Source organism: Sphingomonas trueperi (assembly GCF_040545665.1).
Classification (GTDB): domain Bacteria; phylum Pseudomonadota; class Alphaproteobacteria; order Sphingomonadales; family Sphingomonadaceae; genus Sphingomonas; species Sphingomonas trueperi_B.
The window spans coordinates 830,520-844,152 of record NZ_JBEPMH010000001.1 but is presented as its reverse complement, the minus strand read 5'-3'; the positions used below and the strand labels follow the sequence as shown (position 1 = coordinate 844,152).

The 13,633-nt window shown below is 67.2% G+C and carries 12 protein-coding genes; 2 read left to right on the top strand and 10 right to left on the bottom strand.

Annotated elements, in window-relative coordinates; translation table 11 throughout:
• Position 1 precedes the first annotated feature (1 nt).
• Positions 2-1,057 (top strand): LacI family DNA-binding transcriptional regulator, encoded by a 1,056-nt coding sequence (locus ABIC65_RS03855; RefSeq protein ID WP_354306874.1) that lies wholly within the window; start codon positions 2-4, stop codon positions 1,055-1,057.
• 143 nt (positions 1,058-1,200) lie between these two features.
• On the opposite strand, the gene ABIC65_RS03850 is transcribed toward ABIC65_RS03855, so the two are convergent.
• Positions 1,201-3,489 (bottom strand): hypothetical protein, encoded by a 2,289-nt coding sequence (locus ABIC65_RS03850; protein WP_354306872.1) that lies wholly within the window; start codon positions 3,487-3,489, stop codon positions 1,201-1,203.
• An 82-nt stretch (positions 3,490-3,571) separates the two neighbouring features.
• Here ABIC65_RS03850 and ABIC65_RS03845 point away from each other — a divergent pair, with 82 nt between their 5' ends.
• On the top strand, positions 3,572-3,865 hold the full coding sequence (locus ABIC65_RS03845) for an Hpt domain-containing protein (RefSeq protein WP_093292741.1): 294 nt from the start codon (positions 3,572-3,574) through the stop codon (positions 3,863-3,865).
• 62 nt (positions 3,866-3,927) lie between these two features.
• On the opposite strand, the gene ABIC65_RS03840 is transcribed toward ABIC65_RS03845, so the two are convergent.
• From ABIC65_RS03840 to ABIC65_RS03800, 9 genes are all read right to left on the bottom strand, one after another.
• Positions 3,928-4,221 (bottom strand): hypothetical protein, encoded by a 294-nt coding sequence (locus tag ABIC65_RS03840; RefSeq protein WP_354306870.1) that lies wholly within the window; start codon positions 4,219-4,221, stop codon positions 3,928-3,930.
• A 72-nt stretch (positions 4,222-4,293) separates the two neighbouring features.
• Complete coding sequence (locus tag ABIC65_RS03835; protein ID WP_354306868.1) at positions 4,294-4,992, bottom strand: immunity protein Imm33 domain-containing protein; 699 nt, start codon at positions 4,990-4,992, stop codon at positions 4,294-4,296.
• Positions 4,989-6,167: a vWA domain-containing protein gene (locus ABIC65_RS03830; RefSeq protein WP_354306866.1), complete on the bottom strand. Its 1,179-nt coding sequence runs from the start codon at positions 6,165-6,167 to the stop codon at positions 4,989-4,991. Before ABIC65_RS03830 ends, ABIC65_RS03835 begins: the two co-directional genes overlap by 4 nt.
• A 75-nt stretch (positions 6,168-6,242) precedes the next feature.
• On the bottom strand, positions 6,243-7,085 hold the full coding sequence (locus ABIC65_RS03825) for an AAA family ATPase (protein ID WP_354306864.1): 843 nt from the start codon (positions 7,083-7,085) through the stop codon (positions 6,243-6,245).
• A gap of 305 nt (positions 7,086-7,390) precedes the next feature.
• On the bottom strand, positions 7,391-8,056 hold the full coding sequence (locus ABIC65_RS03820; protein ID WP_354306863.1) for a DUF6975 family protein: 666 nt from the start codon (positions 8,054-8,056) through the stop codon (positions 7,391-7,393).
• 204 nt (positions 8,057-8,260) lie between these two features.
• Positions 8,261-10,288 (bottom strand): RNA polymerase sigma factor RpoD, encoded by a 2,028-nt coding sequence (gene rpoD, locus ABIC65_RS03815; protein WP_354306861.1) that lies wholly within the window; start codon positions 10,286-10,288, stop codon positions 8,261-8,263.
• Between the two features lie 42 nt (positions 10,289-10,330).
• The gene (dnaG, locus tag ABIC65_RS03810; RefSeq protein WP_354306859.1) at positions 10,331-12,226 is read right to left on the bottom strand and encodes a DNA primase; all 1,896 of its coding nucleotides are present in this window, start codon (positions 12,224-12,226) and stop codon (positions 10,331-10,333) included.
• Positions 12,227-12,350: 124 nt separating this feature from the next.
• Positions 12,351-12,875: a PEPxxWA-CTERM sorting domain-containing protein gene (locus tag ABIC65_RS03805; RefSeq protein WP_354306857.1), complete on the bottom strand. Its 525-nt coding sequence runs from the start codon at positions 12,873-12,875 to the stop codon at positions 12,351-12,353.
• 187 nt (positions 12,876-13,062) lie between these two features.
• A complete protein-coding gene (locus ABIC65_RS03800) occupies positions 13,063-13,515 on the bottom strand; it encodes a GatB/YqeY domain-containing protein (RefSeq protein WP_084580779.1) in 453 nt (150 codons plus the stop codon).
• Positions 13,516-13,633 lie beyond the last annotated feature (118 nt).

Below are 13,633 nucleotides of genomic sequence, written 5' to 3'. Positions count from 1 at the left end.
CATGTCCCGTAGGCGCCAGTCCGTGACGATCCGCCATGTCGCGGCCGATGCCGGCGTGTCGCTGCAGACGGTCAGCCGCGTCATCAACAAGGAGCCCGGCGTGCGGCCGGAGATGCTTCACCGGGTCCAGGCGTCGATCGCCAAGCTCGGCTATGTGCCGTCGCTCGCGGCGCAGCGGATGAGCGGGTCGCGCTCCTATCTGATCCTCGCGCTCAACGATCGCGAGCGGACCATCGCCGACTGGCGCGCGCGCGAAGGGCGCGACTGGGTCGACCAGATGCTGCTCGGCGGGATGCTCGCCTGCGCGGCGCACGGCTACCGGATGATCGTCGAGCTGGTCGACACCCAGAGCGACCAGATCGAGCGCGAGATCTCCGCCGCGATCGCCGCACTCCAGCCCGACGGCGCGATCCTCACCCCGCCGCACTCGCAGAACCCGGTGATCCTCAAGCTGCTCGCCGAGAAGGGGATCGAAATCGCCCGGATCGGCTCGGTCGCCGAAGGGCCGGGGCACATGCTGGTGCAGGACGATCGCGGCAGCGCGCGGCTGGCGACCGAGCATCTGCTGGCACTCGGGCACCGGCGCATCGGCTTCATCGCGGGGCCGGCGGAATATGAGCTGAGCGCGTGGCGCGTCGAGGGCTGGCGCGCGGCGATGGCGGCGGCGGGGCTGTCCTCGGACGGGCTGCTCGAGATCGGCGACTTCTCCTACGATGCCGGGCTGATCGCGGCGCGGACGCTGCTCGACCGGGCGGACGTCACCGCGGTGATCGCCGCCAACGACCAGACCGCGCTGGCGACCATGGCGGCGGTGCGGGGGCGGGGGCTCAGCGTGCCCGAGGACGTGTCGCTGGTCAGCTTCGACGATACCCCGATCGTGCGGTTCGCCAGCCCGGCGCTGACCGCCGTGTCGCAGCCGATCGCGGATATCACCGCCAAGGCGGTCGAGCGGATCATCGACGCCTGCGCCGGGCGGGCGGCCGCGTCGGCCGAGCCGGTGGTGTTGCCCTCGACCCTGATCGTCCGCGACTCAACCCGCCGCCCGCCGGCGCGGTAGGGACCACCGCCAGTCCCGTCATTCCGGCGAAAGCCGGAATCCATTGGGGTCACCGTTGCGGCTCCTGCCGATAGCGAGAGGCGTCTGGATCCCGGCTTTCGCCGGGATGACGGCTCTTGGGGGGCGTACTAGCCCCCACGCCTTCAGTTGCGGAGACGCTCGATCGCCTGGGCGAGCGCGACGTAGAGCTTGCCCGCGTCGGACGAGAGCAACGTCACCGCCAGCGGATTGCCTTCGCGCAGGCCCAGCACTTGGCGCAGCATCGTCTCGAAATCATGGACATAGCGGTGGACGTTCTCGCGGAACGTCTCGTCATGGTCGTAGAGACGATGGATCTCGCGCGCCTCGTGCGGCGCGAGCAGGCGCACCGCGCGGCGGGTGAACACGCCGCGATCGCCCTTGAGATAGGCGCCCCAGGCACCGTCGGTCACCTCGGTCGAGAAGGTCTTGGCGATGTCGATCGAGGTCGAGTGGAGCGCGTCGATCAGCAGCGCCATGCGGTGGGCGAAGCCGTCGCTGTCGGCGCGTTCCTGCGCGTCCTGCGCCTCGGCGATGCGCGTCTCGGCGAGCTGGTTGGCTTCCTCCAGCACGGTCATCTGCGCGCGGAGATGCTCGGCGGCGCGCGCGGCTGCACCGATCGCGGCATCGGCCGCCTTGGTCAGCGTGTCGACCTGGCGGCGGACCGACAGCTCCACGGCATGCTCGATCACCTGATCGGTCGCGTCCTGGAGCACGCGGTTGACCGCGGGCACGATGCCGTCGATCGCCTCGCGGGCATGATCGGCGGCCTTGTTGGCACTGTCGCGCACCCGCATCAGCGTCTCGATCAGCTCGGGCGCGGCCTCGCTGGTGAAGCTCTTGGCATGAAGGATCGCGCCGTCGACCGCGCGGCTGAGCGTCTCGGCCTGCTCCGCGGCGGTGGCCAGCGTCTCGGCGAGCGCGGCGCGGCCGCGTTCGAGCGCGGTCTGCTGGTGGGTGACCGAGGCGGCGATGCCTGCCACCGCGTCGTGCGTGGTCTCGGCGGCGGTGACCAGCCCGAGCAATTCGGGCTTGGAGGCGGCGATGCGCTTGCGGGTGGCGTCGATCCGCCCGTCGAGGCGCTCCAGCGCGGCGGGCATCGTCTCGTCGAGCTCGCGCGCGGCGGCGTCGAGCGCGGTGAGCAGGTTCTCGGCGGTGGCGATTCCCTCGCGCGCGGTGCCCTCGCCGGTGCGCATCGACTGGGTCATGCCGTCCATCGACTGGTGCAGCCCGTGGATCGCGGCGGCGAGCGCCTCGGTACGGCGGGTGCCGGCGGCGTGGAGGATTTCGAGTTCGCCGTCGAAATTGGCGGCGCCTTCGGAGAGGCGGGCGAACAGCGCGTCGCCGCGCCGCTGCTCCTCGCTGAGCCGCGACGAGATGCGGATGATCGCATCCTCGATCAGCGCCATGCGCTGCGCCATCGCGGCGCTGCTGTCCTCGGTGGCGCGTTCGAGCGCGGCTTGGTTGGCGCCGAGCATCGCCAGCATCGCGTCGCCCTGCGCGGCGATGCCCTGGCGCGACTGGTCGACCGCGGCGGCGGCGCGATCGAGCACCGCGTCGACCTGCGCGGACATCTGGTCGGTCACCTGTTCGAGCCGGCTGCTGGCGGCCTCGCTGGTGGCTTCCATGCGGGAGATGTGCGCGGCGAGCCGCTCGGCGGCGCCGCTGGCGATGCGATCGGCCTCGCGGCCGTGCTCGGCGAGCACGGTCAGCTGGATGTCGAGCGCGGCGGCGGTCTGGCCGGCCTGCAGCCCGGCCTGGTCGACGCGGTCTGCGAGCCCGCGCATTTCCTCGTGCGCCCTGGGCAGCGAGGCGAGGATCACGGAAACGCTGTGCTCGGCGGCGCTGGTCATGGCGCTCAGCTGCTGGGTGCCGGCAGCGACCATCTCGGCCTGGCGCTGTGCGCTGGCGGCGGCATGGGCGAGGCGCTCGGCGGCGGCGTCGCTCAGCACCGAGAGGCTGGTTTCCTGCTCGGCGAGCGCATTGCGCTGGGCGAGCAGGCGATCGGTGAGCGCGGCGGTGCGCGCCTCGAGCTGCTCGGCCGCGTCGCGCATCGCCTGCGCGGTGGCGGCATGGCGGCGCGCCTCGGCGGTGCTGGTCCGCACCGCTATCAGGTAGAGCAGCGCGACCACGGCGGCAGGCACGCAGAGGGAGGCGAGCAGCTGGACGCGCTGGAAGTTGCTGAGCGGCTCGTCCCAGGCGGGCAGCGCGAGCGCCGCCATGCCATAGGTCGCGCCGACCCCGGCGGCGACCGCGAGCAGGGTTAGGATCCAGCCGAGGCGCGGCGCTTCGAGCGGCGAATCCGGTGCAACGGGCGCGGGTTCGTCGATCACCAGGCTTTCCGCCAGCACGGGCGGCTCGGCGGCGTGGGTTTCGAACGGCGCGGCGGATTCAGCGGTGGAGCCCCCAGTCATTCGGCCACCTTACCAGCTTTGCCGCGCGGACCAAGACCGGGTTGGCAACCAACGGTTAACGAAGGTGGAGATAGGATTAGCCATGGCTTATGATCCCGGTGCAATCGATACGAGTCTGGCGGCCGCAGTGGGCGACGATCCCGCGCTGATCGCCGAGCTTCGCGATGCCTTCCTCGAAAGCGTCAACCGTTCGGTCGACATGATGAAGACCTCCAAGGGCGCCGAGCAATGGGCGGGTGCCGCGCTGCGCCTGCAGAGCCTGGCCGGCAGCTTCGGCGCGACCAGCCTGATGGGCCTGGCCGAAGAGGCGGTGCGCCGAAGCGCCCAGGACGGCGCGCTCCTGCGGCGGATCGACAAGGCGGTGGAGAAGCTTTGAGCGCTCGCTAAGGTTTCAGGCGGTACATTCAGGTAGATCGTCGAATAGCCGAGGTTGGGTGGCTAGCCGCCGGTCCTCGACGGCCTCTCCAAAGCCTTGCGCAGCCAAGGAAGAGTGGCGAGGGCGTCTGTTCGTGCTGCGTCGCGTGTATCGAAAAGGCCCGAAACATGCGTCGGTGACCAATACGCCTCGACGACCACAGCGCCCGCGCTTCCATCCTCCTCGATCAAATAAACCTCTTTCTCCAGGGTTTTCTCTTCGTAGAAGTAGAGCCCGTGCGGACGGCGCAGCAGCCGCCACTGCTTCAAGCCGTCATAGCTATCCGTGGCCTCAACCGCCTGTTGATCGTCGCTCATATTGTATGGTCCCATGCGGGGCATAAGTCCGCAAGCGGGGCGATAGCGGACAACGGCCTGGTCGCTGCGCCATCAATCCGCCGCTGCCGACTCCGGCTCGAACACATCCTTCTCCCAGTTCCGCACATAGGCCGAGCCGGTGGGCGCATCGATCAGATGGACCCAGCTGTCGTCGATGTTGAGCACGCGGCCGAGTGCCACGCATTCGATCGCGCGGGCGCCGATCGCATCGTCTTCCAGCCCGCGATAGTCGCCGCGGATGCGCCAGCCGCTGTCGGGTGCGTCGCCGACGCTCGGGGGCAGTGGCAGCTCGCGGTAGAGATAATGGACCGCCGCGCCCTGTTCGAGCACGCAGCTGTCGACCAGGCAGCGCGCGTCATAGTGCCGCCGCGCCGGGGCCGAGGGCGGGCGCACCGGGCGGTCCTCGCCCCAGCGCAGGTCGATCACGTCGCCGCGGCGGAACGCCACCTCGCGGCCGGGGCGGAGCTGGGGCATGTCGAGGGGCGCATTGTCGAGCCGGCCCCACAGCTTCTCGCCCTCGGCGCGGGTGATCTCCACCCACATCCGCTCGGCGGCATAGTCGCGCGAGGGCGGGGTGGACTGGAAGATCAGCTTTGCAAGGTCGCCCGGCCGAAGCGCCAGCACCTCGTTCTCGCTGGGCAGGAAGAAGGTATAGGGCGCGGCCTCGGCCATCGGCCGGGGATCGGCGATCGTATAGCTGCCGAACAGGCGCCGGCGCCAACGGTGGAGCATGTCGCGGATCGTGGTCATCGCTTTCTACTCAACTCGCGCATCGCCGCATCGATCCCTGCAATCGTGAGAGGATACATGCGATCGCGCATCAGCTCGCGGATCATCGTCACCGAGTGCGAATAGCCCCATTGCGCCCCGGGCAGCACGTTGAGCCAGACGGTGGCGGGCCAGGTGTCGATCACCCGCTGCAGCCAGGTCGCGCCGGGCTCGTCGTTCAGATGCTCGACGGAGCCGCCGACCTGGGTAATCTCATAGGGGCTCATCGACGCATCGCCGACGAAGATCACTTTGTAATCCGGGCCATATTTGTGGAGGAGGTCGGCAGTGCGGGTGCGCTCGGTGAAGCGCCTGCGATTGTCCTTCCACACGCCTTCGTAGAGGCAGTTGTGGAAGTAGAAGAATTCCAGGTTCTTGAACTCGCTGGTCGCTGCCGAGAACAGTTCCTCGCAGAGCTTGACGAACGGGTCCATCGACCCGCCGACATCGAGGAAAAGCAGCAGCTTGACCGCATTGTGCCGCTCGGGGCGCATCTTGACGTCGAGCCAGCCTTGCCTTGCGGTGCCGGCGATCGTGCCATCGATGTCCAGCTCTTCGGCCGCACCCTCGCGGGCGAAGCGGCGCAGGCGGCGGAGCGCCACCTTGATGTTGCGGGTGCCGAGCTCGCGGGTGGAGTCGAGGTTGCGATAATCGCGCGCCTCCCACACCTTTACCGCGCGCTGGTGCTTGCCTTCGCCACCGATCCGCACGCCCTCGGGATTATAGCCGCCGTTGCCGAAGGGCGAGGTGCCCCCGGTGCCGATCCACTTGCTGCCGCCCTGGTGCCGCTCGTGCTGCTCGTTCAGCCGCTGCTGGAGCGTCTCCATCAGCTTGTCCCAGGAACCCAGCGCCTCGATCTGCGCCTTTTCCTCGTCGGTAAGATATTTCTCAGCGATCGCGCGGAGCCATTCCTCGGGAATCTCGGCCGGGGCGACGCCATAATTGCTCGTAATCCCCTGGAACACCTTGGCGAAGACCTGGTCGAACCGGTCGAGCAGCCCCTCGTCCTTCACATAGGTGGCGCGGGCGAGGAAGTAGAAGGCCTCGGGGGTGGGCTCGATCACCTGTGCGTCGAGCGCTTCGAGCAGCAGCAGATGTTCCTTGAGGCTGGCAGGGATGCCCGCGGCGCGCAGCTCGTCGAGAAAGGCGAGGAACATGGGCCTAGCCTACGCCCCCGGGACGGAGCGCGTCCATTACGTTGACCGCCGGAGGGGATGCGGCCAGTCGCATCGTCAGCGCTGCCGCCGCGCCATGAAGGCGAGCCGCTCGAACAGCATCACGTCCTGCTCGTTCTTGAGCAGCGCGCCGTGGAGCGGCGGGATCGCCTTGCTGGGATCGCGCGACTGGAGCACCTCCAGCGGCATCTCCTCGTGGAGCAGCAGCTTGAGCCAGTCGAGCAGTTCGCTGGTCGAGGGTTTCTTCTTGAGGCCGGGGACTTCGCGGATCTCGTAGAACAGGTCCATCGCGCGGCTGACCAGCAGCTTCTGAATGCCGGGGAAGTGGACGTCGACGATCGCCTGCATCGTGTCGCGGTCGGGGAACTTGATATAGTGGAAGAAGCAGCGGCGCAGGAAGGCGTCGGGCAGCTCCTTCTCGTTGTTCGAGGTGATGACGACGATCGGGCGCTCGGCGGCGCGGACGGTCTCGCCGGTCTCGTAGACATGGAATTCCATGCGATCGAGTTCCTGGAGCAGGTCGTTCGGGAACTCGATATCGGCCTTGTCGATCTCGTCGATCAGCAGCACGGGGAGGACGGGGCTGGTGAACGCCTCCCACAATTTGCCCTTGCGGATATAGTTGCCGATGTCGTGGACGCGCGGATCGCCGAGCTGGCCGTCGCGGAGCCGCGCCACGGCGTCATATTCGTAGAGCCCCTGCTGCGCCTTGGTGGTCGACTTGACGTTCCACTCGATCAGCGGGGCGTTCACCGCCTTGGCGATCTCGGTCGCGAGCACGGTCTTGCCGGTGCCGGGCTCGCCCTTGACGAGCAGCGGGCGCCGCAGCGTGACGGCGGCGTTGACCGCGACCTTCAGGTCCGCGGTGGCGACATAGCTCTGGGTACCTTCGAAGCGCATGGGCAGAAGGTGGGACGAACGGTGGCGGGATGCAACCCATCCCGAGGGGCAGGGGGCTTGGCACGCCTGATACCAAGTTGCGCCGACGGGAGTCACCCCACCTCAACGCCGTCATCCCGGCGAAAGCCGGGATCCATTCGCTTCTCCATCTCCGCAAGAGCCGATAGCGAGACCCTAATGGACCCCGGCTTCCGCCGGGGTGACGGTTTGGCGAGCGGGGATGGGTTCTTGTCCGTGCGGCTTGGTATGAACCCCCCTGTCATTCCCGCGGAGGTGGGAATGACTATGGAGGTGTGGGTGGCATTTTACCCCCGGCTGCGGGCGCTCGCGCGGGCCTCGAGCAGGTCCCACAGCCCGCGATGCTGGGCGAAGACCTGTTGCGCGCCGAACAGCATCGCACGCTCGTGCGCGGCTTCGCGGGCCAGCGCGTCGACGACGCTCACCGTCTCCTCCGGGATCGGCAGGCCGGCGGGCTTGGGATCGACGCCGAAACTGGTCGCGGCGCGATCGAGCACCGCGCGGATCGGCACCCATTCGATCGCCAGCGCGATCGCCGCACCGGTCGCGCAGCCGGCGCGATCGGACTGGGCGAGCATGTCGAGCGCATGGCGCTGCGCGGCGGCGGCGGCTTCGCTCTCGGCATGGCCGGGGGTGCTGGGCAGGGGGCCGACCGCGGCGACGAGGCGGACGAGATAGGCGCGCTCGGCGACGAAGGCATCGGCGGCGGCCTCCAGCCACTCGCACTCGATCGGGTGGCGCCCATGGCCGGCGGCATAGTCGATCAGGCCCGGATGGCGGCCATGGAGGCGGGCGATGTGGTGGATCGCGTCCGCCAGGTCGCGGCGGGGCAGGGCGTCGGCGCGGAGCGCGCGCAGATGGGGGTGGCGGGCGCTGCCGTCGGTCCCCGCCAGTGCGCCCATCGGGCCCCAGGCGCCCGACAAATGCTCCATCGGTGCGGTATCCACGAGCATGACCTTCCTCATCTGGACAGTGCCGCCCGCCATCGGCCGGTCCGGATGGGATCGCACAGCGACCATACCGAAGCGCATAGAAAGATGGTTACGCCAAAATTAATCTTGAAAGACAGGATTTCGGTTCCCCACGCATCCTTGTCCCAAATGAAAACGGCCCCGGGGGATACCCGAGGCCGTTGTCCTAGTTCGTTGTGGATGCTCTTACTGGTCGAGGAAGCTGCGCATCTTGCGGCTGCGGCTCGGGTGCTTCAGCTTGCGCAGCGCCTTGGCCTCGATCTGGCGGATACGCTCGCGCGTCACCGAGAATTGCTGGCCGACTTCTTCCAGCGTGTGATCGGTGTTCATGCCGATGCCGAAGCGCATGCGCAGCACGCGCTCCTCGCGTGGGGTAAGGCTCGCCAGGACGCGGGTGACTGTTTCCTTGAGATTCGCCTGGATCGCCGCGTCGACCGGGATGATCGCGTTCTTGTCCTCGATGAAGTCGCCCAGATGGCTGTCTTCCTCGTCGCCGATCGGCGTTTCGAGGGAGATCGGCTCCTTGGCGATCTTCATCACCTTGCGCACCTTCTCGAGCGGCATGCTCAGGCGCTCGGCCATTTCTTCCGGCGTAGGCTCGCGGCCCTGCTCATGGAGGAACTGGCGGCTGGTGCGGACCAGCTTGTTGATCGTCTCGATCATGTGCACCGGGATACGGATGGTGCGCGCCTGATCGGCGATGCTGCGGGTGATCGCCTGGCGGATCCACCAGGTCGCATAGGTGCTGAACTTGTAGCCGCGGCGATATTCGAACTTATCCACCGCCTTCATCAGGCCGATATTGCCCTCCTGGATGAGATCCAGGAACTGCAGGCCGCGATTGGTGTACTTCTTGGCGATCGAGATCACGAGGCGGAGATTGGCCTCGACCATCTCCTTCTTCGCGATACGTGCCTCGCGCTCGCCCTTCTGCACCATGTTGACGATGCGGCGGAACTCGGTGAGCGTCATGCCCGTCTGCTGGGCGATCTCGCTCATCTCGGTGCGAATGCGATCGACCGAGCTGCCCTCGTTCTCGACGAACGCCTTCCACTTCTTGTCGAGGCCGACGACGGTCGGCAGCCAGTTCTCGTCGAGCTCGTGGTCGACATAGCGATCGAGGAAGTCCTTGCGGCTGACCTTGTGGCGCTCGGCGAGACGCAGCATCTGGCCGCCCAGCGCGGTGAGGCGCCGGTTGAAGCTGTAGAGCTGGTCGACGAGATACTCGATCTTCGCCTGGTGGAACTGGACGCTCTCCACCTCGGCGGTCAGCTCCTCGCGGAGCTTGTTGTACTTCTTCTCTTCTGCCGCCGGGAAATCCTCGCCGGCCGACATGGTGTCGAGCCGCTGCTGCTGGACCTTGCCGAACTTCTTGTAGATCGCGGTGATGTTGGCGAACTTCTCGAGCGCCTGCGGCTTGAGCTGCTCTTCCATCTGGGCGAGCGAGAGGGTGTTGTCCTCCTCCTCGTCGTCCGAGGGGCGGCGGGCGCGGCGCTCGGTCAGCTCGTCATCCTCGTCCGAGGCGACTTCCTCCGGCTCTTCCTCTTCCTTGAAGCTCGGGCCGGTGCTCGATTCGCTGATCTCGCCATTGTCGTCCTCGGCGCCCTCGACCTGCTCGGCCGACGGACCCTTGGATAGCATCGCGTCGAGATCGAGAATCTCGCGCAGCTGCATCGTGCCTTCGTTGAGCGCGGTCGACCAGCCGATGATCGCGTTGAAGGTGATCGGCGACTCGCAGAGCCCCAGGATCATCGTGTCGCGGCCGGCCTCGATACGCTTGGCGATCGCGATTTCGCCCTCGCGGCTGAGCAGCTCGACGGCGCCCATCTCGCGCAGGTACATGCGCACCGGATCGTCGGTGCGATCGACGGTTTCCTTCTTCTTCGCAACCTCGAAGGCGGGCGCGGAATCGTCGCTGGTGTCGGCGGTTTCCGAATCGTCGGCCGAATCGTCCTCGGACTCGGCGTCCTCGCCGGCGTCCTCGTTCTCGACGACGTTGATGCCCATGTCATTGAGCGCGGCCATCACGTCCTCGATCTGCTCCGAGGACATCTGGTCCTGCGGCAGCATCTCGTTGAGCTGGTCGACGGTGATGTAACCGCGCTTTTTGGCACGCGCGACCAGCTTCTTGATCGAACCCTCGTTCAGATCGATCAGCGGCGCGTCACTCGTGTCTGCCGTGTCCGTGACGTCTGCCATGTTCGCCTTCGCCATCAAATCCCTCGAAACTCAGATGGCGGCAATTTTACACCGCCTCTATTCCTCAAAAACGCCGTCTTCCGCAAGCATCAGATTGGCAAGCCGTTCCTGAAGCTCCTGCCGCTGCCGCGAAAGCGCCACCTGACGGGCAAACGCTTCCTCGGTGCCGTCGCGCATCAGCGCAGCAGTCGCCTCGGCGAGCGCCACATCGACGGCGGGTTGTGCCGCCATCACCGCGATCGCCTCGCCCAGATCCTCGCGCGCCTTCGCCACGTCGGCCGCGGGCCGCGTGAAGGAGAAGGGGAGCGTGTCTGCGCGGAGCAACTCGCTTGCCACTGAATCGAAACCGGACCGAGCCAATATGGTGAGGAAATCCTCGCTATCAAGTTGACGCGACGCGGGATTGGTGAGGGCCACCTCGACAACGGCCTCGAATAGCCGGCCGAGCGCCCCCGATGCACTACGCAGACTCCCGAGGATCTCCATGTGCCGGGCGATCTCGACCGGGTGGCGGATCAGCCCGGCAAGCACCGCGCGTGCCAAGATGGGATCCAGCCCGCTCGCCTGCACGCCCTTGATCAGATGCGAGGGCGGGGCCTCGGGCGGCTGCCAGACGCCGCGGGCGTTGCGGGTGCCGCGCTGCTGCTGGCGGGCAGGGGCGGGGCCGCGCTGGTCCTTGCGGAACTCGCGCGGGCCGCGGCCGAACTGTTGGTCAGCACGGGCACGGAATTCCGCGATATATTCGTGCTTTACGTTCGGGTCTTGAATCTGCTCGGCAAGTTCGGTGAGGCGGCGCTTGAGCCCGGCGCGCTGCTCCGGCGTGTCGAGCGGGCCGGCCTCCACTTCGCTTGCCCAGAGGCGATCGACCAGTGGTTCGGGCTTGGCGAGGAGCGCCTCGAACGCGGCGGAACCCTGCGATCGGACGAGATCGTCCGGGTCGAGCCCCTGGGGCAGCGTCACGAAGGCGAGGCTGCGGCCCGGCGCCAGCATCGGCAGCGCGCGGTGGGCGGCACGGAGGGCTGCCTTCTGCCCGGCGCTGTCGCCATCAAAACAGAGCAGGGGCACTTCGGACAGCCGCCACAGCCGTTCGAGCTGGTGCTCGGTCAGCGCGGTGCCGAGCGGCGCGACGACCTCGCCGAACCCAGCCTGGGCAAGCGCGATCACGTCCATATAGCCCTCGACCGCGATCACCCGGTCGGCCTTGCGCGCGGCGGCCTGGGCGCGATCGAGATTGTAGAGCGTGCGGCCCTTGTCGAAGAGCGGGGTCTCGGGGGAGTTGAGATATTTGGGTTCGCCGTCGCCGATGATGCGGCCGCCGAACGCGATCGTCCGCCCGCGGGCGTCGCGGATCGGGATCATCAGCCGGCCGCGGAAGCGGTCGTACGGCTCCTTGCCTTCGACGGCGATCAGCATGCCGGATTCGACCAGCATCGGGTCGCCGTAGGATTTCAGCGCTTCCTTGAGCTTGCCGCGCGAATCGGGGGCGAAGCCGAGGCCGAAGCTGCGGGCGGTCTCGGGCGTGATGCCGCGTCGCTGGAGTACGGCGCGCGCTTCGACGCCCTCGATGCCGTTCAGGCGCTCGGTGAACCAGGTGGCCGCGTCGCCCATCAGCTCGTGCAGGCCCTTGGCGCGCTCGGCCTTTTCGGCGGCGCGGCGGTCCTGCTCGGGCATGTCGAGCCCGGCGGCCTGGGCCAGTTCCTTCACCGCATCGATGAAGGGCAGGCCGCGCTGGTCGGTCATCCAGCGGATCGCATCGCCATGCGCGCCGCAGCCGAAGCAATGGTAGAAGCCCTTGTCGTCGTTGACGTAGAAGCTGGGGGTCTTCTCGTTGTGGAACGGGCAGCAGGCGCGGAACTCCTTGCCCGCGCGCTGCAGCTTCACCGACTTGGCAATGAGCGTGGACAGCGTGGTGCGGGTGCGGAGTTCATCGAGAAAGGCGGGCGTCAGGCTCACGCGGCGCGCCCACCATGCGCAGACTGAAAATCAGGGTCGGAACGGGTCGCTGGGTACATCGACCCCGTTGTAGGAGCCTTACCCGCGGCGGGGAAGCCGTTCCCCGCCGCGAGCGAGCATCCGGTCAGGCCGCGTAGGCGACGCTGGTCTTGCCCTGCCTGTAGGTGCGCCGGCGGAGCGCCGCACCCGCGAGGCCGAAGCCCGCGATCATCAAGCCCCAGGAGGCCGGTTCCGGCACGCCGAGCGCCGAGATGGTGAGCGAATAGTTGCCGGAACCCTGATATTCGGTGAGAGCAAAGGTGCCGGTCTTGAAGATCGGATTTGCTTCGGTGCCCGAATAGAGCTGCGGTCCGTCGCTGAGGAACAGAAGGTTGAAGCCGTAAAAGTCTTCGATTCCCAAGCCACCGCCATTCTGCGCGTTGAAGAAGCTGACGTCGGCGACACCAGTAACGGCATCCGGGAAGCCCGGCACGTCCCACAGCGTGAAATAGGAACCGCTAAAGGCGGCATCCGGTGTGGGATTGGAGTCCAGCACGAACGACGCGCTATAGTCGCCGGTGATCACGAACTTGAACGGATCCGCAGATGCGGGTGCGCAAGTCGCAAGGCTGATGGCAGCCGTAGCTGCAAGAAGTGCGATATGTTTCATGCTGTAGTCCCCTGTTGGCGCGAGTCGCCGTCAACAATTGACCACGTAAGTTAGCGTTTTGTCAGGTATTTTTTGACGGCAGCGGAACTTATGCCATTCTCGTCGCGTTGCAGGGCAGGCTGCAAGAATTGAAAGATTATCGCGACCCCCCCCCCGGATCCGCAAACCCGGGGGCGGGCCGGCAGGGTCAGCTCAGCGCCGCCTTCACCAGCGCGCTGGCCTTGCTCATGTCGAGCTGTGCCGCGTGGCGGCCCTTCAGCTCGGCCATCACCCGGCCCATGTCCTTCATGCCCGACGCGCCCAGCTCGGCCTTGATCGCCTCGATCGCCGCCGTCGTCTCCGCCTCGCTCATCTGCTGCGGCAGGAAACGCTCGATCACCACCACTTCGGCCGCCTCGGCGTCGGCGAGTTCCTGCCGTCCGCCCTTCACATACATCTCGATCGATTCGCGGCGCTGCTTGACCATCTTCTGCAGCACCTCGACGACCAGCACGTCGTCGTCCTCGGGCGCCTTGCCGGTGCGCGCTTCGATGTCGCGGTTCTTGATCGCGCTCTGGATCAGGCGGATCGTGGCGGTCGATGCCTTGTCCCCGCCCTTCATGGCAGTCACCAGCGCAGCCTTGATGTCGTCGCGAATCATCGTTTCTCTCGATCTTTTTACGGTAAGCCGGGAACCATAGCGGAGGCCCTGAAAACTTAACAGATTGACGCTGCGGCCATCGGGGTCTAGCGGGCGGCCCTTAGCAACATCGCAAACC